Genomic DNA, 17,874 nt, shown 5'->3' with positions numbered 1-17,874 from the left:
CTATACAACCGCCGGCGGCGTCGATCCGCGGGTAAATGGCGCGACATTGAACAACGTTCCTTTATCGTTCCCAACGGCAGCTCGATGCTGCTATGCGCCCGCAGGCGAACAAATCAAGATCGTATGATAAAGTCTTGCCCATTCACGGCCTGAGCCTCGCAGTCGTAGGTGCTGATTTCCCGAATCGAAGGGGCCCAACTCGTCGCTTCGAAATCGCGGCATGCCGCCCAGGCGATCCAGTTGAGCTTGTCCCGGAACCTAAGAATCCAGCAGATCCACGTGCCGTAATGGTACTTAGCGCACGCGGCGTCCAAATGGGCTATCTTACGGCGGAACGGTGCGGGTGGATCGGCCGCATGATCGCCGATGGCCGCGAGCTACGGGCCATCTTTCAGGAATCGACCAAGTATGGAGCGGTAATCCGGGTCGCTTTCGACGGGGTCGATCCCGTTCTGCCTGAAGCGCAGCCTAGGCCGCACTCATACGACGATGATAGCGGCTTTTGGCCGGACTACATTCCACCGGACGACTGAAGCTCGCGTCCTACGTATGCCGTGGGACGTATCCTACTAATTTATGTTGACAAGGTAGGACGCGTCCTACTACGATCCTCCCATCAGCCACCTGATGCCGCCCAATGACGGGCCCGCAAGACGGTGGTTTCTCTGATGGGAGGGCACGGTGGCAGAGGCCGCAGTCAAAATTGCAGACGATGTCGCGGAGGTCCTTCGCTCCGCTGTTGCAGACGGTAACGTTGTGCGCCTTCCTGCGCGCCAGCTTGATAGGAAGCTCTATCAGGCCACGGACAAGGTTCTCCAGGCTCTTGGGGGTAAGTGGAACACGAAGGCTAAGGGCCACGTGTTCGCGAACGATCCGGCTGAGAAATTGGCCTCGGCGCTGTCCAGCGGACGCGCAGTCGACGAGCTGCTGACTCGAAAGAAAAGCCTGCAGTTTTTTGAAACCCCTGCCGATCTGGCTGGTCGCCTGTGCGACGCCATCAAGATCGGCCCGTGCGACATCTGCCTTGAGCCGAGTGCGGGACATGGCCGCATTGTGGCCGCGATGCGTGAACGGTTTCCCTTCAGTGTTGAGGCCGTTGAAATCGACCCAGATAACTGCGCCGTGCTCCGCGAGCAGGGCAAGGTTTCTGTCGGCCGCCTGCACTGTGCTGACTTTCTGGACTGGGCCGTCTCTGAGGAGGCGTATCGGCCCAATAAGATCGCGATGAACCCGCCTTTCACGCGCAATCAGGATATCCGTCACGTTCGCCATGCCTTCAATGTGCTGGCGCCGGGCGGACAGCTCGCGGCCATCGTCAGTGAGCATGGCTTTATCGGTCAGGAACGAGAGACGGTCGAGTTCCGCGAATGGCTGACTGACGTCCGAGCCGATGTCGAAATTATTCCCGCTGGAGCCTTCAAGGAAAGCGGAACGGCGATCCAGACGCGCATGATCCTGATCCGGAAGGCACGGTAATGGCGGTCACCGAGACCATTGCATTCGAAGATGAGGCGAGGGCGCTAGAGGCGCTGTCCGCCGCCGGCTTCTCGGTCGGCCCGGTGTCGCTGGGGCTCCCGAGGGGCATTCGCTTCGGCTCGCACCAGATCCCGACATGGAAGCATGTTCGGCATACCGACCGCCTCGCCATGGATGGCGAGTTCCACGGGGTGCGCGTCGGGCCGGTGAAGATCCTCGTGTCACCGGCCTTGTCCGATGAGGCGGCGGCAGCGTTCGACCGCGTTCGTGCCGCCGCGGCCCAGCAGGTGGCGGCATGACCCGCGCCCGCATTCTCACCGTCGCCGGCGCCCTGCTGACGGCCACCGGTGTCTGCCTCTCCCACTATGCAATCACGCACCCGCTCGAGTGGGGCGGGATCGTCGCGATCACCGCGTCGATGGCGGCCTATCCGGCGGCAGCCGTCGCCCTGGCGGTGCGCTGATGATCGTCGACGCCATGACCCTCCTGGCCAACCGGACCGTCTATCGCGGACCGGTCCAGCGCGTGCCGCATGACCCGGCCGCAGTCGTCATTTCCAGCTCCCCCCTGCCTCGGGCGCGCTCCCCCCGCGCGTCAGATTCCCCAACCTCCGGGTCGGTCGTCGAGGCCGGCCGACCCGGGCAACCGCGTGACGGGAGATCGGCATGAGCCTGTTAGGCGAGCAACTCCCCGGAACGGATGAAAATGGTCCCGGATATAATCTCGTGCTTGAGCTTCTTCTCAGCGGAGAGGCGCACGCGCTCGGAATTGGCTTCAAGCCAGTCGCTGAACTCTTCTGCTGTCACCCGTTCAACGTGGAGGTCATCTTCGACCGCCTCGCGAGACACCATCACGCGCATTTTCCGGTCGCCATTCGTGAAATCAATGCCCAGCCGCTCAGGTGCATCCATGGTTGATCGCTCCATTTCCTTCGGTGCGCCCATGGTGCGCAGGCTTCTTGTTACGCGCAAGCCGAAGGTGCCGGCATGATCCGCGTCGACATCCGCCCCCGCCGTAAGAACAGCCAGCGCGCTAAGGAGGCGAAGCGCTGTCCGAGCCACCTTCAATGGCTCCGCGGCCGCCCCTGCGCGCTCGCCCACCATGGCGGATGCGAGGGACCGATCATCGCCGCCCATGTCGATTTCCTCGGCGCCAAGGGCATGGGGACCAAGACAGAGGACTGGAACACGATCCCCCTCTGTGACGGGCACCACAAGGCCCAGCATTCCAAGGGGTGGCAGACGTTCCAGGCCATGTTCGATTTCGACGCGAGCGCGCTGGCGGTCGAATATGCCGAGCGGAGCCCGCACCGGTCGAAGTGGGACGGGCAGGGCGCATGAGCCGCACCACCATCTCGCAGGCGGCGCTAAACGCCATGCCTCGCGTCGCACCGTCGCAGCTTTACGGGTCGGAAGTTGCCAAGACATATCCCGTCGGGCCGGCCGGAATTCGGATACCGGATGCCTGCGCCGTCTTCCGCAAGACGGTCGATCCCGGCTTGCTGTCAGACATCGTCCGCGTCGCCGAGGTAGATTACCGGGCCAAGCATCTGCCGGAGGAGCAGAGGCAGGCGACGACGGCAATGCTCGTCCAGTGCCTCCGGGCCCGCTTCCCGGCGGAGGATATGGAGATTCTGGCGCGGTATGGCTACGCCACGTCGGTCACCCGGCTCCCCATACAGATCAGCTTCGGGGATCATGAGGACACCGAATATTTCGAGCTGGCTGGCGCGGTCCTTCGCCCGAAGGAAGCGGCGGGCATCGTGGTTGATCTGGGCGGGCGACTGCGGCCGGGGCCGAGCCATCTGACGGCACCTGCCGAGGTGGAGCCCTATTTCCAAGGCCTGATCCGGCACCGGCGGCTGAAGAAAACCGCATTCGATGCGGCGCGCCTTTTCCCAGGCCGGTTCCGCACCCACGAAGGCCGGTTTCCCCGGTGGTTCGAGATCGAGCGCGAATTCCCCCTGATCGGCGCATGGCTCGCCGAACAAAGGGCGTCTCTCTGATGTCCCCGCTCCCTCCGCCCGCCCCGTCTGAGGATAGCTGCGTGATGAGCGACATCCCCATCCTCGATCTGTTCAGCGCCGCCGCCGGCGGATGGTCGCTCGGCATGCATCGGGCCGGCTTCCGCACCGTGGCCGCCTGCGAAGCGGTCGAATGGCGCCGTATCCTCTACGCCGAGAACAATCCGGGTGTCCTGCTCTATGACGATGTTCGAACCCTTACGGCAGACCGACTTCGCCGAGATCTTGGATATCTTCCCGCAGTCATCGTCGGGAGCCCGCCCTGCCAGGATATCAGCTCGGCCAATACCAAGGGGCTCGGCGTCGAAGGCGAGCGGTCCGGCCTCTATTTCGAAGCCATCCGCATCATCGGCGAAATCCGTGACCTCGCCCGCGAACGTGGAGAAAGCGGAGCTCGTTGGTTCGCTCTTGAGAACAGCGCTAATCTCCGAACTCGGGGCGCGGACGCCGTCCTCGCTGCGCTGGAGGCAATCGGCTACTCCTGCTGGGCGGTCGTGGTTCGTGCTGGCGACATCGGAGCCAATCACGAGCGCCCCCGGTCATGGCTCATTGGCTGCGATCTCGAGCAGGTTGCCGACCCCGATGGCTTCGGACGGCATGAGGGACGGAGCCGGCGGGGGAGCCGGATCGACATATCCGTTCCGCAGGATTCTTGCCACGCCGCGGAAGACGGATGCGGACAGGGGTTTCCGGGGCGACGTGCTGGCGCAGTTGCAGGGACAGGCAAGCCGGCATGCGGGAATGCTGCCTACGCCCACGAAGCCGAACGGCGGCCGCATGAACTCGCCGGAAACGATAGCAACTGGCAAGCGCGCGGATGGCACGAAGGTGCAAATCAGCTTGGAATCGTACATTCGACAGGCGGAGCGACACGAAACGCTCCCGACCCCGACCAAGCGGGACAAGCGGGACAAGCGGGACAAGCGGGACAAGCGGGACAAGCGGATGGATGCATGGTCCCCCGCCTACGACAAGCGGAAATCGCCGACGATGGACGCCGTGCTGGACGGAGCGATGACGGGTCGCGCATCGGACAAATGGCAGTATGCCCGCCAGATAGCGGCGATGCTTTCGGCGGCCGGGCTGACTGGACCCTCGCAGACCTTGCCGATCACCTACGGCTGGATGATGGGCTATCCGCCTGGGTGGCTGGCACGCGCGTTGCGGTCGGCGGTGGAAAAGGGACTTCTGCCGCAAGCCTCATCGTCGAAGCGTTCGGCGACGCCGTCGTCCCCCAAATCCCCGAAGCCATAGGCCGCGCGATCCTCCGCACCGAGGAAGCGCTTGCGGCTGTCTATCGCCGCGAAAGGATAGCCGCATGACCACCCCCGACGTGGCAATCACCGACGCGCAGATGCAGGCGCTGGAGGAGGCGCACCGTGCCACGAAAGCCGCGTACCTCGCTTACCAAAACGAGCGCCTGTCTGGCGAACGGTTGGCGGCGTGTGTCGTATTGAGCAATGCTGCGAATAATCTGAGCGACCTCACTTTCCGTTACCTCCCCGCGCTGATCGCCCGCGTCAAGGCGGCGGAGGAGTTCACAAGCCTGATCAACGCCCTGCGCGCCGACGAAGGTGATGCGGTGATGATCCTCTGCGACAACCCCGATTTCAACGGCCTGCCGAACAGCGCGATCGAATGCAATGGCGGCTGGACCGACTGGCGGGACAGGCGCTTCGCCGGCGACACGCTGATCGACTGCCTCCGCGCCGCCGTATCGGCCCGCGCCGCCCTCGAAGGACAGCCGAAATGACTGACGTAGCTCGGTATACCTTGCCGGACGGGCGCGAGTTCGCCGTACCGGACCCCTACTATCTCGCCTCCTGCGACGCATGTGGCTGGGTTGGCTCGTCCGAAGAGTGCGGGACCGATTACTGGGGCGACTGCGGCGATGTCTTTTGCCCGAAATGCTATAGCGACGGCGCAGACTGTGGCCAGGTCGCGGAAACCGCCGTGATGGAGCCCCGAAATGACTGACGTAGCTCGAATAGCTGCGGGGCTGAGCGAGGCGCAGCGGCGGGCGCTCATGGCGTTCCGTGATACAGAATATACCCCGAGCGCCGACACGCTTGCTGGGCGGTGCGGATATAAACCGGCGCGCCACGGCCGCTTAGCACTGACAAAATCGCTTCGGTCTCTTGAGATCAAAGGGCTCGTAGGACGGATTTCTCCTGCCGATCGATGGTGTACCGCCGGGTGGAACCTGCGCCCTCTCGGCCTCGCCGTCCGCCAGCACCTCATGGAGACGCGCAATGACTGACGAAGCACTGCCGATAACCATCGTGTTCTCTGCCGGATACCTCGATGGCGTTATGGAAGGCGAACCGGCTGAGGTCCGCAGGCAGTGGCGCACCATTCGCCAACATGTCCGCTCCCAAGCCGCCCGGATCGCGGAGCTGGAGCGGGAGCGGGACACCGCATTCTCGGATGCTGCCCTGTACGCCAAGGCGCTGTTCAAGATGCGCGACATGCTCATCGCAGTGAACGACGAGTTAGAGGACGAAGGCGATCGGGTTTACCTCGGCAGCACCAACCATGCCGATCTGATTCGGGATGCGTGGAATTTCGCTGATAATCTCCAATGGGAAGAGATCATCGAGAAAAATCGGCCGCGCACTTCATATCGCGAGGCGCTGGACTGCCAGATAGCCCGCGCCAATGCCGCCGAAGCCCGGGTCGCCGAACTGGAGCGCGAGCGGGACGAGTTGCTGGGAGCAAAGAACTTCCCAGACCCGAGCCGGCTATCAGGATATTGCCGGCGCGCGCCCGCCGCCGAAGCGGAGCGCGACCGACTGCGGGAGGCTCTACGCCCGTCCCCCACCCAGCCCGGCAGCGGGGAGGATGCGTGATGACGCAGGAAGAGAAAGCAGCGGTGGAGCGGGTGCGCTTCCTGATCGAGGAGCTGGAGGTCTCAGGCTACGCCGATATTAGCGGCGTCGATGAGGTTTACCTCCGCGTCCTCCTCGCCATGGTCGAGCGGGATCAGTGGCAGCCGATCGAGACGGCCCCGAAGGATGAAGTGCTGCTCTATTTCCCGGAGATAGTGAAAGGCTCGTTCGGGCAAAGCAGGCTTGCGGCGATGATGAAGGTTGGGCGCGTTGCCGACTTCCCGTTCCGACAGCCTACCCACTGGCGTCTCCCTCAACCACCGGAGGCCCGATGAAAGACGAACTCATAGCGCTGGCTGAGGAAACGCAAGGGCGGGTGTATCAGCTGGACCGATATGTCCGAGGCGATCTGATGGCAGAAGGCGCCAAGGTGCGCGCGTCCTCCGAAGTAGAAGCGATGGACAAGGCGGCAAGGCTATTCGCAGACAGCCCCGACAGCGCCTTTAAGCTCCGCGCCCGCGCAGCCATGGAGGCGGGCAATGGATAAGCCCAAGCGCATCCAGCTTTCCCGCGCGAAGGGCTGGCGCATGCCTCCGAACACCGTGAAGGTGGATCGGACCACGAAATGGGGAAACCCGTTCGTCCCCGGAAAGCCGGCGCCTTTCGGACCAACCAAGGGGGCCATCGTGGCGGACAAGCGCCATGCCTTCGTGCTGTTCCGCTCGCTAGCGCCGCTCGACGCCAAGCTAGTCGCCGCAGCCCGGGCCGAACTCGCCGGGCGGAACCTGGCATGCTGGTGCGGCAAGCCTGACCCCTACGAGGACGCCTGCCACGCGGCCGTGCTGCTGGAACTGGCGAACGCGGAGGAGGTCGCTGTGCTGAAGGAGGCGATTGGTGGGTGAGGATCAGGTGAAAAAGATCGCGGCCGAATTGAACGAGGGCGCCCGTCTGGCCCTCCTCGCTTGGCCAAAAGGGACACCGACATGGTTTGATGTCGTCGAATGCACGCCCCGCAACGCCCTCGGCCGTTTTAGAGGTTATAGGCAAACTGTTTTACCATTGGAGCAGGCCGGACTGGCCGAGCATGATGGCGGCCGACTATTGCCCGACGGCAGGCGTGAATCTCAGCGATACCATCTCACCCGGCTTGGCCATCGCGTCCGCGCCTATCTGCGGGGCCACCCATGATCGCCCTCGCGCTAGCCGCCATCATCGTGCCGGCGGGGCAGACGTTCGCGGGTCCGGTGGTGCGCATCCACGATGCGGATGGACCCTATACCGTCGCCACGGCGCAGGGGGTGGTCAAGGTCCGCTTGCAAGGGGTCGGCGCCATAGAGGCCGACGGGACCTGCAAGACGAACCAGCCCTGCGGGGATCGCGATCCGGGCGTCGCGCTGCGCACCGTCCAGCGGATCGCCCTGGGCAAGCGCCTGACGTGCGTGGCGACCGGGCGGAGCTACGGGCGGACTGTGGCCTGGTGCGAGTTGCCGAGTGGTGAGCCGCTGTCCTGCGCTGTCATCGCCTCCGGGGCCGGGGTGCGGTGGGATCGATATTGGCCGCGAGGGAGGCGGTGCATATGACTGAGAATGACCGCTTGGTCCGCTTGCCGGAGGTTATGAACCGAACCGGCCTCTCGCGGACGACTATCTATCGACGGATGGGGGAGGGGACGTTCCCTGCGCGGGTGCCGCTTGGGCGTAACTCGGTGGCGTGGTACGAATCCGACATCCGAGTGTGGGTGTCGAATCCGACTGCCTGGATCAAGGCGGCCTGACGAATTTATCCCTTTTGTGTGGCGCCAAGCAGGTCTCTCGCTGGCGCCATCCCCTCCATCAGAAGGTCTCCCCATTCCTGCGCTAGCTCGCGCCGGCGCGGCATATAGGCCGCTCGGTTGTAGGCTCCTTCCGATCCGGACACGCCTTTGGGGATATGGGCGAGGAACAGGTCTATGATTTCCCGATCTTTGTCCCGCCCAGCGCGCTCTGCGCGCTCATTCATCACTGTTGAGAAAGCTGCACGCCAGCCGTGCGGCACGTGCCTCCCCTGATAGCCGACGCGATTATAGGCGTAAGCGATTGTGTTTTCCGACATCGGCCTGTGTGCATAGCGGATTGCCGGGAAAACATAGCTGGCCCGGCTGGTCAGCCGCCGCACTACGCGCAGGACATCGATCGCATGCGTCGACAGTGGGATGATATGCTCGAAAGCGACCTCGTCCTTTTTATCCTTCTCGAGCTTCATTCGATCGGGCGGGATGCGCCACAGCGGATCGTCCGTCTCGCACGTCTCCCAGTCGATACCCTCGAACTCGGCCCAGCCGATCGCACGCGCAACGCCCGGGCGAGGAACGGTCAGTGCCACAAAACGTGAAGCAAGCTTGGTGATGACATTGGCTGTGGATAGCGGCCCCTCCACCTCCTTCAGGAGCTGACGGAGCTTCTCCATCTCCAGAAGCGCAGGCATCTTCGTTTTCTTCGGCATTGGCTTCAGCACCGCACCCACCTTGTCGGCCGGATCTGCAGTGACGAGGCCGGACGCGCCAGCGAACACGAATATCGCGGAGATGCGCTGCCGGAGGCGATGGGCCGTCTCGACCGCGCCGCGCCGCTGCACACCCTTCAGCAGATCAACAACCATCGGGATATTGATCTCCGCGATCGGCAGGCCACCCCACGCGTCGAATATATCGCGCTCCAGGCTCTCGATCACCGTCTCTGCGTGTGCTGCCGACCATCGCGCCTTCTGTTCCTCGTGCCACTCGCGCGCGATTTTCTCGAATGTTTGGTCGGCGCTGCTGATCGCGGCAGCCTTCTCCTGCTTCCGGACGATCGCCGGGTCCTTGTGTTCGCGCAACAGCTTGCGCGCGGCGTCACGAAGATCGCGCGCCTCGGATAGCGAGATCTCAGGATAAGCGCCGAACGTCAGGAGCTTTTCCTTTTTCGCGAACCGATATTTGAACCGCCACGATTTGTAGCCGGTGGTCGTCACGAACAGAAATAGACCGAGAGAGTCGGAGAGCTTATAATCTTTCTCGGCGGGCCGCGCTTTCCGGGCCTGTGCGTCTGTTAGTGCCATGATACCCCCAGCGTTTCATCCGGTACCCCCAAAATACCCCCGCGAGAGGTCGAATTGGGTGGCGGGTTGCGAGATGCCTTGGGACACCCGAATGCCCCGCGATGCTCCGCGGCGCAAGGGGTTCGGGAAGGGATGGGAACGGCCGGAAACAGCTTGTGGTGGGCTCGCCGGGATTCGAACCCGGGACCTACAGATTAAAAGTCCGTTGCTCTACCGACTGAGCTACGAGCCCTCACCAGCCGTCATGCTTCGCGACGGCGTGACCGTGGCAGGTTCCCTATGAGCCGAGCGCGCCGGGGTCAACCGGCTGTGCGAATTGTTACGAGACGATCGCACGTGACAGATCGGTACGGGGGGTTATCATATCGCCAATGAACCGACGCGGGGAGAACGCGCGATGCCTTATTCCATCACGGTCAACGGCGCAGTGCGGGAGGTCGATGTCGATCCCGATACGCCGCTTCTCTGGGTGATCCGCGACAATCTGGGACTCACCGGCACGAAATTCGGCTGCGGCGTCGCCCAGTGCGGCGCCTGCACTGTCCATGTCGATGGTCAGCCGCGGCGTTCCTGCGCGCTGCCCGTCTCGCGGCTCGGCAACCGTCAGGTGACGACTATCGAGGGCGCGGACGGGCCGGAGGCGAAAGCGGTGCAGGCGGCCTGGGCGGCGCGCGACGTGCCGCAATGCGGCTATTGCCAGTCGGGGCAGGTGATGAGCGCCATCGCACTGCTGCGCGAGGTGAAAAAGCCCGACGACAAGGCGATCGACCTGGCGATGAACGGCAATATCTGCCGCTGCGCCACCTATGTCCGCATCCGCGCCGCGATCCATGATGCGGCCAAGGCGCTGGAGGCCTGAGCCATGGGCTATGAATCCACCGGCCTTTCGCGGCGCGAGGCGCTTTCCACGGCGGGCGCGCTCGTCATCGGGCTGAGCTTGCCATTCGGCGGCGCACGGGCGCAGGGAGCGCCCCAAGCCGGCCCCGTCGATCCCAACGCCTTCATCCGCATCGGTGCGGACGACAGCGTCACCGTGATCTGCAAGCATATCGAGATGGGGCAGGGCCCCTATACCGGCCTCGCAACGCTCGTCGCCGAGGAACTGGATGCGGACTGGGCGCAGGTCCGTGCCGAATCGGCGCCCGCCGACGCGAAGATCTACGCCAATTTCAACTTCGGCGTGATCCAGGGCACCGGCGGATCCTCGGCCATGGCCAACAGCTATGATCAGCTGCGCCATGCCGGTGCGGCGGCGCGGGCGATGCTGGTGCTGGCGGCCGCGCAGAGCTGGGGCGTGCAGCCGGCGACGCTCAGTGTGGAGAAAGGCGTGATCCGCCATGCCCCGTCGGGCCGCGAGGCGCGCTTCGGGCAGTTCGCTGCGGCGGCGGGCAGGCTGCCGGTGCCGCCCAAGGTGACGCTCAAGGATCCCGCCAGTTTCCGGCTGATCGGGCAGGACCGCAAGGTTTCCCGCCTCGACAGCGTCGCCAAGTCGAACGGCAGCGCCAGGTTCACGATCGACATGGCGGCGCCCGGCATGCTGACCGTGGTGGTTGCCCGGCCGCCATGTTTCGGGGCGAAGCTCGCCTCCTTCGATGCCGCCGAAGCGCTGAAGGTGAAGGGCGTGGTCGCGGTCAAACCCCTGTCGAGCGGCGTCGCCGTATATGCCGACGGCATGTGGCCCGCGCTGAAGGGGCGCGGGAAGCTCGTCGCCCGCTGGGACGAGAGCGCCGCCGAACGGCGCGGCAGCGAGGAGATGGTCGAGGCGTGGCGCGGGCTGGCTGGGACCGCCGGCACCGTCGTCAACAGCCATGGCGATGTCGATGCGGCGCTGGGGCAGGGCGATCTGGTCGAGGCGGAATATATCTTCCCCTATCTCGCCCATGCCCCGATGGAGCCGCTCGACGGCTATATCGAATGGGACGGCAAGCGGGCCAATGCCCGCTTCGGCAGCCAGATCCAGACGCTGGACCAGGCCACCATCGCCAAGGTGCTCGGCATTGCGCCGCAGGCGGTGAGCATCGAGACATTGCTTGCGGGCGGCAGCTTCGGTCGCCGCGCACAGGGCAACGCCCATCTCGCGTCCGAGCTGGCGGAGGCGGCAAAGGCGATCGGGCCGGGCCGGCCGGTCAAGCTCGTCTGGACGCGCGAGGACGACATCATGGGTGGCCATTATAGGCCGCTCTTCGTTCATCGGCTGCGCGGCAGCGTGAAGGACGGAGCGATCGCCGGCTGGTCCAACACGATCGTCGGCCAGTCCTTCATCAAGGGCTCGCCCTTCGAGGCGATGATGAAGGACGGCATCGATCCGACGATGTCGGAAGGTGCCAGCGAGATATTCTACCGGACGGGGGCCTTCCGCTGCGACGTCCATATCGCCCAAAGCCCCGTGACGACGCTGTGGTGGCGCTCGGTGGGGCATACGCATACCGGCTATGCGGTCGAATGCTTCATCGACCAGCTGTTGGAGAAAGCGGGGCAGGATCCCGTCGCCGGGCGTCTCGCGCTGATGGACAATTCGCGCGCGGCGGGCGTGTTGAAGGCGGTGGCCGAGCTTGCCGGCTGGAACGGGCCGGGGCCCGTCAATGGCCGCGCGCGCGGCGTGGCGGTGGTCGAAAGCTTCAGGAGTTTCGTGGCGCAGATCGCCGAAGTGTCTAAGGGTGCGGACGGCCTGCCCAAAGTGCACAAGATATGGTGCGCGGTGGATGTGGGCGTGGCGATCAATCCCGATGTGGTCCGTGCCCAGGTGGAGGGCGGGATCGGCTTCGGGCTGGGCCATGCGCTGTTCGCCGAAGTGCCGCTGGAGGCCGGCATTCCGGCCGTTGCCAATTTCGACAAATATCGCTCGCTCAGGATCCATGAAATGCCGGAGGTGGAGGTCGTGATCGTGAAATCCAGCGAAGCCCCCACGGGCATCGGCGAACCGGGCCTTCCGCCCACCGCGCCCGCCGTGGCCAACGCCATGGCCCGTCTCGGCCTCGGCCGCCCGTCCCGCCTGCCCTTCGTGCGGGTCGCATGAGCGGGTCGCGTCTGGCACTCGGCCTTGCCGCCGTCGCCGCCGTCACGATCGGTGCCGCATCGGTGCGCACCGGCGCCGCCACGCCCGAGGTCGGGCTGCGCTCGGTCGAGGACTTTGCCGGTATCGAGAATAAGCGGGAGCGCTCGCTCGCCTTGTTCGCGGAGGTCGGCAAGGTGATCCAGCATCCGCGCTGCCTCAATTGCCATCCGGCGGGTGAACGGCCGAGCCAGGGCGATGCGATGACGCCGCACAATCCCTGGGTGGTGCGCGGCACGGATGGATTCGGTGCGCCCGGCATGCGCTGCGCCACCTGCCACAGCGAGGCCAATTTCGATCCCGCTCGCATTCCCGGCGCACCCAAATGGCATCTCGCGCCGATCGAGATGGCGTGGCAGGGCAAGTCGCTGGGCGAGATCTGCCGCCAGATCAAGGATCACCGCCGCAATGGCGGCATGGATATGGCCAGGCTGATCCATCATATGGGCGAGGATGAGCTGGTCGGCTGGGGCTGGCACCCGGGCGCGGGCCGTACCCCGGCGCCGGGCACGCAGAAGCAGTTCGGCGAACTGTTCAAGGCCTGGACCGAAAGCGGCACTGCCTGTCCGAAGGCGTAACGACCCGTCTAACCGTCGCCTTCCGCAGGGACGACGGCGCTAACGCCGCAGCTGCGCCAACATCTGCCGCACGGTGCGTCCGGAGCGCGGATCGCGCCATCCGGCCGCTACCGCCGCCAGCGGGGCCAGCACGAAGGCGCGCTGCGCCAGCTCTCGATGCGGCACGCGAAGCCGCCCCGGCGCCGCGCCACGCGGCGTGGGCGGCCATGTCCCGCCCGACCATAAGACTATATCCAGATCGAGCACGCGCGCGCCCCAGCGCCGCCCCGGGCGCCGGCCGAAGCGTTGCTCGATCCGCTTGAGGAGGGCGAGCAGCGCCGGCGGATCGAGCCGCGTCTCGATCAGGGCGGCCGCATTGGCGAAGCCGCGCCCCGCCGGTCCCAGCGCGGGCGTCGCGATCATGGGCGAAAGTGCGGTCACGACCAGCCCCTCCGCCCGCATCGTCGCGACCGCCGCCGCCAGCACCTTGGCCGGCGCGCCGTGCCGCCCATGGCGGCGGTTCGATCCAAGAGCGATAGCATAGCTTGTCGTAACCATGGTCGAGCGCCTATCGCGGCGCGATGACAAGCGCCACTCTGCTCGAACCTTCGCCCGATTGCCCGCTCTGCCCGCGCCTCGCCGCCTTCCGTCAGGAACAGCGCGCGGCGCATCCCGACTGGTTCAACGCCCCCGTGCCGATGTTCGGCGATCCCGACGCCTGGCTGGCGATCGTCGGCCTGGCACCCGGCCTTCAGGGCGCCAACCGCACTGGCCGTCCCTTCACCGGCGATTATGCCGGCGGGCTGCTCTATGCCACGCTCAGCAAATATGGCCTCGCCAATGGCCGGTTCGAGGCACGGATCGACGATGGGCTGGAGCTGACCGGCGCGATGATCATCAACGCGGTGCGCTGCGTACCTCCGCAGAACAAGCCCACGCCCGAGGAAATCCGCACCTGCCGCGCTTTCCTCGAGCCGCCGCTGATGGCGTTGCCCAATCTGAAGCTCGTGGTGGCACTCGGCCAGATCGCGCATCAGTCGGCGGTGAAGGCGCTAGGGGGCAAGCTTCCCAAGGCGCCCTTCGGCCATCTCGCCGAACATGTCCTGCCGTCCGGCCTGACGATCCTCGATAGCTATCATTGCTCGCGCTACAATCAGAATACCGGCCGGCTGACGGCGGAGATGTTCGAGGCGGTGTTCGAGCGCGCGATGCACTTCCGGCCCCTGACAGCCGCTTCCGTCTGCATCGAATCATCGCGCTCTGGCTGAGCTTGTCGAAGCCTGAGCGCGATGAAGCTTATCTGTCCTCCGCCAGCCGCCCGTAAAGCTCCGGCCGCCGGTCGCGGAAGAAACCGAAGGCTGCGCGGTGGCGCTTCACCCGGTCGAGGTCGAGCGTCGCGACCAGCACACCCGTCTCCTCGCGCCCGAATTCGGCGATCAGGTCGCCGCGCTCATTGGCGATGAAGCTGTTGCCGTAGAAGGTCTGGCCCTCCTCCGTGCCGATCCGGTTGGATGCCACCACGGGCACGACGTTCGACACGGCATGGCCGATCATCGCGCGGCGCCACAGCCGGCTGGTATCGAGGTCGGGATCGTGCGGCTCGCTGCCGATCGCGGTGGGGTAGAAGAGGATTTCCGCCCCCATCAGCATCATCGCGCGCGCCGTTTCCGGATACCATTGATCCCAGCATACGCCGACGCCCAGCGTCGCGGACGGCCCCGGCCACACCTTGAACCCCGTATTGCCCGGGCGGAAATAGAATTTCTCCTCATAGCCGGGGCCGTCGGGGATATGGCTCTTGCGATAGACGCCCATCACCGCGCCGTCCGGGCCGATCATGGCCAGGCTGTTATAATGATGTGGCCCCTCCGCCTCGAAGAAGCTGGTCGGGATATAGACGTTCAGCTCCTCCGCCAGCTTGCGCATGGCGAGCACGGCGGGATGGCTGGCGGTGGGCTTGGCGCGGGCGAACAGGCCCTCATCCTCCACTCGGCAGAAATAATGGCCTTCGAACAGCTCGGGCGGCAGGATCACTTGCGCGCCCTTGGACGCGGCCTCGCGCACCAGTTCGGACACGGCGGCGATATTTTCCTGAATATCGTCGGAAAAAGCGAGTTGCAGCGCGGCGACGGTAATTTCGGTCATTCTTCTACCCTGGCGGCCGAAGGTTTCAGATGGAAGGCACCTGCTGGCTGATGCAGTGGAAGCTGCCCCCGCCCGTCAGGATATGATCCGCGCGGAAGCCCACGGCCCGCCTGCCGGGGAATAATGCGCCGATCGCCTCGATCGCGGCATCGTCGTTGGGGGCGCCATAGAGGGGCACCACCACCGTCGCATTGCCTATGTAGAAATTCATGTAGGAAGCCGGCACGATTTCGCCATCGCGTTCCACCTTCCCCGGCGAGGGGATGGGCACCAGCTCGACGCCGAATGCGCGCGCCCGCTCGGCCGCGTCGCGATAGATGGCCGCATTGGGATCGTCCTCCGCCGGCACGGGCAGCGCCAGCCGGTTCGGGCCGACGAAGCGGGCGAGATTGTCGACATGGCCGTCCGTATGATCGTTGAGCAGGCCGTCGCCCAGCCACAGCAGCCGGTCGATCCCCAGCGCGGATTTCAGCCGCGCCTCGATTTCCTCGCGCGACAGCGCCGGGTTGCGGTTGGGATTGAGCAGGCATTGCTCGGTCGTGACGGCGAGCCCCGCGCCGTCGACGTCGATCGCGCCGCCTTCCAGCACCCAGTCATGGCTGCGGACGGTGAAGCCCGCCTTTTCGGCGAGCCGCGCGGACACATCCTCGTCGCCCGGCAGGTCATATTTGCCGCCCCACCAGTTGAAGCGGAATTCGGCCGCGACCGGCCCTTCCGCTCCGGCGAGGATGATCGGCCCCGTGTCGCGCAGCCAGATGTCGCCGAAGGGCTCGACGATCACATCGATGCCCGGCCCGGCCATGGCAGCCGCCGCCTCGGCCGATTCCGCATCGGCCGCGACCAATATCACCTGCTCGCCATTACCGCCGTCATGCACGGCGCGCGCGAAATCGACCACCTCGCCGCGCGCGGGCGCGAGATCCTCCTCCCACAGTTCGCCATGGCTCGGAAAGCCGATCCATACGGCCTTGTGGGGTGCCCATTCGGGCGGCTGGCGCAGGGTCATTTCGTTCCTCGGGATTGGTCGCGCGTGGCGCGGAATTCGGCGGTCGGATACCAGTTGGGCCAGGCGCTGCCATCGGCCAGCTCGCGGCCGATGCGATAATAAAGCTGCAGATCCTCCACTGCGCCGGACCAGTTCCACTTGGGATCATATTCGTCCGATGGCGCATGATAGCGGTTCTTCACATAATCCTCCGCCGCCGCACGGCCGGCCGCCTTGCCGCCATCCAGCAGATCCTCGCCGCTGTCGAAATAGAGCGTCGGCACGCCCACCTTCGCCAGGCTGAAATGGTCGGAACGATAGAAGCTGCCCTTTTCCGGCGTCGGCTCGGGCACGATCATGCGATTCTGCGCGAGCACCGCGCGCTTCAGATTATCCTCCAGCTCGGACTTGCCCGGGCCGATGACGACCACATCATGCGTCCGGCCGAGCACATTCAGCCCGTCCATATTGAGCCCGGCAACCGTCTTCGCGAGCGGCTCGACCGGGTTGGTCGCATAATATTGCGAGCCGAGCAGGCCGGATTCCTCGGCCGTCACCGCCACGAACAGCACGGAGCGTTCGGGCGCGCCCTGCGTGCGATAGGCGTCCGCCAGCGCCACCAGCCCGGCTATGCCTGAGGCATTGTCGAGCGCGCCGTTGCAGATATCGTCGCCACTTACCGGCTCGCACCGGCCGAGATGATCCCAATGCGCCGAATAGACGATATATTCGTCCGGCCGCGTCCTGCCCGGCAGCAGGCCGACGACATTCTTCGATGCCTGGCGGCGGATCGCGTTCTCCAGCGTCATCGACGCCTTCAGGCCCAGCGGCACCGCCTTGAAGCCCTTGACCTTCGCCGCGGCCGAGAGCGTGTCGAGATCCTGGCCCGCCGCGGCGAGCAGCCTGCGCGCCGCATCGTTGGTCAGCCAGCCGATCGCCTTGGACTGGTCCATATGCCCGTCCGCCGCATCCAGCTCGAGCTGCGGGCCGGTGTTGGAGGAGACGACCACGTTGAAGCCATAGGCGGCGGGCTCGGTATCATGGACGATCAGCGCGGCCGCCGCGCCCTGCCGCGCGGCTTCCTCATATTTATAGGTCCAGCGGCCATAATAGGTCATCGCCCGTCCGCCGAACGGGCCGTCGAGCGTCTGCGTCTGCCAGTCCGGATCATTGACGAGGATGATGACGACCTTGCCGCGCACATCGATGCCGGCATAGTCGTTCCAGCCGCGCTCGGGCGCGTTGATGCCATAGCCGACGAAGACGATATCGGCATTGGCGATGTCGATCCTGGGTTGGATCTGATAGGTCTTGACGACCATGTCCTGCTTGTAGGCGAAGCTCAGCGGCGCCTTGCCGCCGGTCACGTTCAGCGTCACGTCCGGCTTGGTCGTGATCTCGGCCAGCGGCACATTCTGGTACCAGCCACCCTTGTTGCCGGGCTTCAGCCCCGCCTTGGCGAAACGGTCGGCGATATAGGCGACCGTCTTGTCCTCGGCCGGCGTCGTCGGCGCGCGGCCCTCGAACGCGTCGGATGAAAGCGTCTGCGTCACCTCCTTCAGCGTCTCGACCGATATCGCCGGCGCCGCCACGGCGGCCGGCCTGGCCATGGCCGCCGAGGCAGTGCCGGCGAGCAGGACGGCGAGGGGCAAGGCAAGGGATTTCGTGCGCGGCATGGAATGGCGTCTCCCTGTGGATCCCGCTTCTGGGCGGCAGGGGGGCGTCATGGCAAA

At 65.3% G+C, this 17,874-nt stretch carries 25 protein-coding genes and 1 tRNA gene; 19 read left to right on the top strand and 7 right to left on the bottom strand.

The window, feature by feature from the left end; all coding sequences use genetic code 11:
• Nucleotides 1-92: 92 nt before the first annotated feature.
• The 4 genes from CLG96_RS19295 to CLG96_RS18560 all read left to right on the top strand — a co-directional run bounded on the left by CLG96_RS19295 (nt 93) and on the right by CLG96_RS18560 (nt 1,939).
• Entirely contained in the window at nt 93-533 is a 441-nt protein-coding gene (locus CLG96_RS19295; RefSeq protein ID WP_107966170.1) for an HIRAN domain-containing protein, read from the top strand.
• Nucleotides 534-681: 148 nt separating this feature from the next.
• Nucleotides 682-1,476, top strand: a complete 795-nt coding sequence (locus CLG96_RS01980) for a class I SAM-dependent methyltransferase (protein WP_107966169.1) — start codon at nt 682-684, stop codon at nt 1,474-1,476.
• A complete protein-coding gene (locus tag CLG96_RS01975; RefSeq protein ID WP_107966168.1) occupies nt 1,476-1,775 on the top strand; it encodes a hypothetical protein in 300 nt (99 codons plus the stop codon). The genes CLG96_RS01980 and CLG96_RS01975 overlap by 1 nt, the downstream gene beginning before the upstream one ends.
• A complete protein-coding gene (locus CLG96_RS18560) occupies nt 1,772-1,939 on the top strand; it encodes a hypothetical protein (RefSeq protein ID WP_165799479.1) in 168 nt (55 codons plus the stop codon). Before CLG96_RS01975 ends, CLG96_RS18560 begins: the two co-directional genes overlap by 4 nt.
• Nucleotides 1,940-2,150: 211 nt before the next feature.
• Here the strand turns inward: CLG96_RS18560 and CLG96_RS19500 are convergent, their stop codons facing one another.
• A complete protein-coding gene (locus CLG96_RS19500) occupies nt 2,151-2,387 on the bottom strand; it encodes a hypothetical protein (protein WP_165799478.1) in 237 nt (78 codons plus the stop codon).
• Nucleotides 2,388-2,462: 75 nt separating this feature from the next.
• Here CLG96_RS19500 and CLG96_RS19495 point away from each other — a divergent pair, with 75 nt between their 5' ends.
• The 11 genes from CLG96_RS19495 (at nt 2,463) to CLG96_RS01915 (ending at nt 8,101) form a co-directional block, all read left to right on the top strand.
• Nucleotides 2,463-2,816 (top strand): DUF968 domain-containing protein, encoded by a 354-nt coding sequence (locus CLG96_RS19495; RefSeq protein WP_107966166.1) that lies wholly within the window; start codon nt 2,463-2,465, stop codon nt 2,814-2,816.
• Complete coding sequence (locus CLG96_RS01960) at nt 2,813-3,481, top strand: hypothetical protein (protein ID WP_133175316.1); 669 nt, start codon at nt 2,813-2,815, stop codon at nt 3,479-3,481. Before CLG96_RS19495 ends, CLG96_RS01960 begins: the two co-directional genes overlap by 4 nt.
• Nucleotides 3,482-3,525: 44 nt before the next feature.
• The gene (locus CLG96_RS01955) at nt 3,526-4,821 is read left to right on the top strand and encodes a DNA cytosine methyltransferase (RefSeq protein ID WP_107966781.1); all 1,296 of its coding nucleotides are present in this window, start codon (nt 3,526-3,528) and stop codon (nt 4,819-4,821) included.
• Nucleotides 4,818-5,252 carry a hypothetical protein gene (locus CLG96_RS01950; RefSeq protein WP_107966164.1) on the top strand — a complete coding sequence of 145 codons (435 nt, stop codon included), beginning with the start codon at nt 4,818-4,820 and terminating at the stop codon, nt 5,250-5,252. Before CLG96_RS01955 ends, CLG96_RS01950 begins: the two co-directional genes overlap by 4 nt.
• 499 nt (nt 5,253-5,751) lie before the next feature.
• Nucleotides 5,752-6,348: a hypothetical protein gene (locus tag CLG96_RS01940; protein WP_107966162.1), complete on the top strand. Its 597-nt coding sequence runs from the start codon at nt 5,752-5,754 to the stop codon at nt 6,346-6,348.
• Complete coding sequence (locus tag CLG96_RS01935; protein WP_107966161.1) at nt 6,348-6,662, top strand: hypothetical protein; 315 nt, start codon at nt 6,348-6,350, stop codon at nt 6,660-6,662. The genes CLG96_RS01940 and CLG96_RS01935 overlap by 1 nt, the downstream gene beginning before the upstream one ends.
• On the top strand, nt 6,659-6,874 hold the full coding sequence (locus CLG96_RS01930; protein ID WP_107966160.1) for a hypothetical protein: 216 nt from the start codon (nt 6,659-6,661) through the stop codon (nt 6,872-6,874). The genes CLG96_RS01935 and CLG96_RS01930 overlap by 4 nt, the downstream gene beginning before the upstream one ends.
• Nucleotides 6,867-7,229, top strand: a complete 363-nt coding sequence (locus CLG96_RS01925) for a DUF4326 domain-containing protein (protein ID WP_107966159.1) — start codon at nt 6,867-6,869, stop codon at nt 7,227-7,229. Before CLG96_RS01930 ends, CLG96_RS01925 begins: the two co-directional genes overlap by 8 nt.
• Nucleotides 7,222-7,515: a hypothetical protein gene (locus CLG96_RS18435; RefSeq protein ID WP_133175315.1), complete on the top strand. Its 294-nt coding sequence runs from the start codon at nt 7,222-7,224 to the stop codon at nt 7,513-7,515. The genes CLG96_RS01925 and CLG96_RS18435 overlap by 8 nt, the downstream gene beginning before the upstream one ends.
• Nucleotides 7,512-7,907 carry a thermonuclease family protein gene (locus CLG96_RS01920; protein WP_107966158.1) on the top strand — a complete coding sequence of 132 codons (396 nt, stop codon included), beginning with the start codon at nt 7,512-7,514 and terminating at the stop codon, nt 7,905-7,907. Before CLG96_RS18435 ends, CLG96_RS01920 begins: the two co-directional genes overlap by 4 nt.
• Nucleotides 7,904-8,101 (top strand): AlpA family transcriptional regulator, encoded by a 198-nt coding sequence (locus tag CLG96_RS01915; protein WP_107966157.1) that lies wholly within the window; start codon nt 7,904-7,906, stop codon nt 8,099-8,101. Before CLG96_RS01920 ends, CLG96_RS01915 begins: the two co-directional genes overlap by 4 nt.
• Nucleotides 8,102-8,106: 5 nt before the next feature.
• Here CLG96_RS01915 and CLG96_RS01910 read toward each other — a convergent pair whose 3' ends face one another.
• Together CLG96_RS01910 and CLG96_RS01905 are read right to left on the bottom strand one after the other, a co-directional pair.
• Entirely contained in the window at nt 8,107-9,402 is a 1,296-nt protein-coding gene (locus CLG96_RS01910; protein ID WP_107966156.1) for a tyrosine-type recombinase/integrase, read from the bottom strand.
• A 156-nt stretch (nt 9,403-9,558) separates the two neighbouring features.
• Nucleotides 9,559-9,634: transfer RNA gene (locus tag CLG96_RS01905), tRNA-Lys, on the bottom strand.
• Nucleotides 9,635-9,799: 165 nt separating this feature from the next.
• Between CLG96_RS01905 and CLG96_RS01900 the strand changes: the two genes are divergently transcribed.
• From CLG96_RS01900 to CLG96_RS01890, 3 genes are read left to right on the top strand one after another with little or no spacing between them, the layout of a single operon-like run.
• The gene (locus CLG96_RS01900; protein ID WP_107966155.1) at nt 9,800-10,261 is read left to right on the top strand and encodes a (2Fe-2S)-binding protein; all 462 of its coding nucleotides are present in this window, start codon (nt 9,800-9,802) and stop codon (nt 10,259-10,261) included.
• 3 nt (nt 10,262-10,264) lie between these two features.
• Nucleotides 10,265-12,418 (top strand): xanthine dehydrogenase family protein molybdopterin-binding subunit, encoded by a 2,154-nt coding sequence (locus CLG96_RS01895; RefSeq protein WP_107966154.1) that lies wholly within the window; start codon nt 10,265-10,267, stop codon nt 12,416-12,418.
• Nucleotides 12,415-13,032, top strand: coding sequence for an Isoquinoline 1-oxidoreductase subunit (locus tag CLG96_RS01890; protein WP_107966153.1), 618 nt, complete (start codon nt 12,415-12,417; stop codon nt 13,030-13,032). Before CLG96_RS01895 ends, CLG96_RS01890 begins: the two co-directional genes overlap by 4 nt.
• A gap of 39 nt (nt 13,033-13,071) precedes the next feature.
• Here the strand turns inward: CLG96_RS01890 and folK are convergent, their stop codons facing one another.
• The gene (folK, locus tag CLG96_RS01885) at nt 13,072-13,569 is read right to left on the bottom strand and encodes a 2-amino-4-hydroxy-6-hydroxymethyldihydropteridine diphosphokinase (protein WP_107966152.1); all 498 of its coding nucleotides are present in this window, start codon (nt 13,567-13,569) and stop codon (nt 13,072-13,074) included.
• Nucleotides 13,570-13,592: 23 nt separating this feature from the next.
• On the opposite strand from folK, the gene CLG96_RS01880 reads away from it, so the two are divergent.
• Complete coding sequence (locus tag CLG96_RS01880; protein WP_107966151.1) at nt 13,593-14,279, top strand: uracil-DNA glycosylase; 687 nt, start codon at nt 13,593-13,595, stop codon at nt 14,277-14,279.
• A 28-nt stretch (nt 14,280-14,307) separates the two neighbouring features.
• Here the strand turns inward: CLG96_RS01880 and aguB are convergent, their stop codons facing one another.
• Genes aguB through CLG96_RS01865 form a run of 3 tightly spaced genes read right to left on the bottom strand, consistent with a single transcriptional unit; the run spans nt 14,308 to nt 17,817 of the window.
• Nucleotides 14,308-15,156 carry an N-carbamoylputrescine amidase gene (gene aguB / locus CLG96_RS01875; RefSeq protein WP_107966150.1) on the bottom strand — a complete coding sequence of 283 codons (849 nt, stop codon included), beginning with the start codon at nt 15,154-15,156 and terminating at the stop codon, nt 14,308-14,310.
• Nucleotides 15,157-15,181: 25 nt separating this feature from the next.
• Nucleotides 15,182-16,162, bottom strand: a complete 981-nt coding sequence (locus CLG96_RS01870) for an agmatine deiminase family protein (protein WP_107966149.1) — start codon at nt 16,160-16,162, stop codon at nt 15,182-15,184.
• On the bottom strand, nt 16,159-17,817 hold the full coding sequence (locus CLG96_RS01865) for a M28 family metallopeptidase (RefSeq protein WP_107966148.1): 1,659 nt from the start codon (nt 17,815-17,817) through the stop codon (nt 16,159-16,161). Before CLG96_RS01865 ends, CLG96_RS01870 begins: the two co-directional genes overlap by 4 nt.
• Between the last annotated feature and the right edge of the window lie 57 nt (nt 17,818-17,874).

Source organism: Sphingomonas oleivorans (assembly GCF_003050615.1).
Classification (GTDB): domain Bacteria; phylum Pseudomonadota; class Alphaproteobacteria; order Sphingomonadales; family Sphingomonadaceae; genus Sphingomonas_H; species Sphingomonas_H oleivorans.
The sequence above is the reverse complement of the archived record's forward strand: the minus strand, read 5'-3'. Positions and strand labels throughout refer to the sequence as shown.

Excerpts from the sequence above, each read along its gene's own strand:
- CLG96_RS19295 (WP_107966170.1), top strand. The coding sequence starts at position 93 with ATGCGCCCGCAGGCGAACAAATCAAGATCGTATGATAAAGTCTTGCCC.
- CLG96_RS01975 (WP_107966168.1), top strand. The coding sequence starts at position 1,476 with ATGGCGGTCACCGAGACCATTGCATTCGAAGATGAGGCGAGGGCGCTA.
- CLG96_RS18560 (WP_165799479.1), top strand. The coding sequence starts at position 1,772 with ATGACCCGCGCCCGCATTCTCACCGTCGCCGGCGCCCTGCTGACGGCC.
- CLG96_RS19500 (WP_165799478.1), bottom strand. The coding sequence starts at position 2,387 with ATGGATGCACCTGAGCGGCTGGGCATTGATTTCACGAATGGCGACCGG.
- CLG96_RS19495 (WP_107966166.1), top strand. The coding sequence starts at position 2,463 with ATGATCCGCGTCGACATCCGCCCCCGCCGTAAGAACAGCCAGCGCGCT.
- CLG96_RS01960 (WP_133175316.1), top strand. The coding sequence starts at position 2,813 with ATGAGCCGCACCACCATCTCGCAGGCGGCGCTAAACGCCATGCCTCGC.
- CLG96_RS01955 (WP_107966781.1), top strand. The coding sequence starts at position 3,526 with ATGAGCGACATCCCCATCCTCGATCTGTTCAGCGCCGCCGCCGGCGGA.
- CLG96_RS01950 (WP_107966164.1), top strand. The coding sequence starts at position 4,818 with ATGACCACCCCCGACGTGGCAATCACCGACGCGCAGATGCAGGCGCTG.
- CLG96_RS01940 (WP_107966162.1), top strand. The coding sequence starts at position 5,752 with ATGACTGACGAAGCACTGCCGATAACCATCGTGTTCTCTGCCGGATAC.
- CLG96_RS01935 (WP_107966161.1), top strand. The coding sequence starts at position 6,348 with ATGACGCAGGAAGAGAAAGCAGCGGTGGAGCGGGTGCGCTTCCTGATC.
- CLG96_RS01930 (WP_107966160.1), top strand. The coding sequence starts at position 6,659 with ATGAAAGACGAACTCATAGCGCTGGCTGAGGAAACGCAAGGGCGGGTG.
- CLG96_RS01925 (WP_107966159.1), top strand. The coding sequence starts at position 6,867 with ATGGATAAGCCCAAGCGCATCCAGCTTTCCCGCGCGAAGGGCTGGCGC.
- CLG96_RS01920 (WP_107966158.1), top strand. The coding sequence starts at position 7,512 with ATGATCGCCCTCGCGCTAGCCGCCATCATCGTGCCGGCGGGGCAGACG.
- CLG96_RS01915 (WP_107966157.1), top strand. The coding sequence starts at position 7,904 with ATGACTGAGAATGACCGCTTGGTCCGCTTGCCGGAGGTTATGAACCGA.
- CLG96_RS01910 (WP_107966156.1), bottom strand. The coding sequence starts at position 9,402 with ATGGCACTAACAGACGCACAGGCCCGGAAAGCGCGGCCCGCCGAGAAA.
- CLG96_RS01900 (WP_107966155.1), top strand. The coding sequence starts at position 9,800 with ATGCCTTATTCCATCACGGTCAACGGCGCAGTGCGGGAGGTCGATGTC.
- CLG96_RS01895 (WP_107966154.1), top strand. The coding sequence starts at position 10,265 with ATGGGCTATGAATCCACCGGCCTTTCGCGGCGCGAGGCGCTTTCCACG.
- CLG96_RS01890 (WP_107966153.1), top strand. The coding sequence starts at position 12,415 with ATGAGCGGGTCGCGTCTGGCACTCGGCCTTGCCGCCGTCGCCGCCGTC.
- folK (WP_107966152.1), bottom strand. The coding sequence starts at position 13,569 with ATGGTTACGACAAGCTATGCTATCGCTCTTGGATCGAACCGCCGCCAT.
- CLG96_RS01880 (WP_107966151.1), top strand. The coding sequence starts at position 13,593 with ATGACAAGCGCCACTCTGCTCGAACCTTCGCCCGATTGCCCGCTCTGC.
- aguB (WP_107966150.1), bottom strand. The coding sequence starts at position 15,156 with ATGACCGAAATTACCGTCGCCGCGCTGCAACTCGCTTTTTCCGACGAT.
- CLG96_RS01870 (WP_107966149.1), bottom strand. The coding sequence starts at position 16,162 with ATGACCCTGCGCCAGCCGCCCGAATGGGCACCCCACAAGGCCGTATGG.
- CLG96_RS01865 (WP_107966148.1), bottom strand. The coding sequence starts at position 17,817 with ATGCCGCGCACGAAATCCCTTGCCTTGCCCCTCGCCGTCCTGCTCGCC.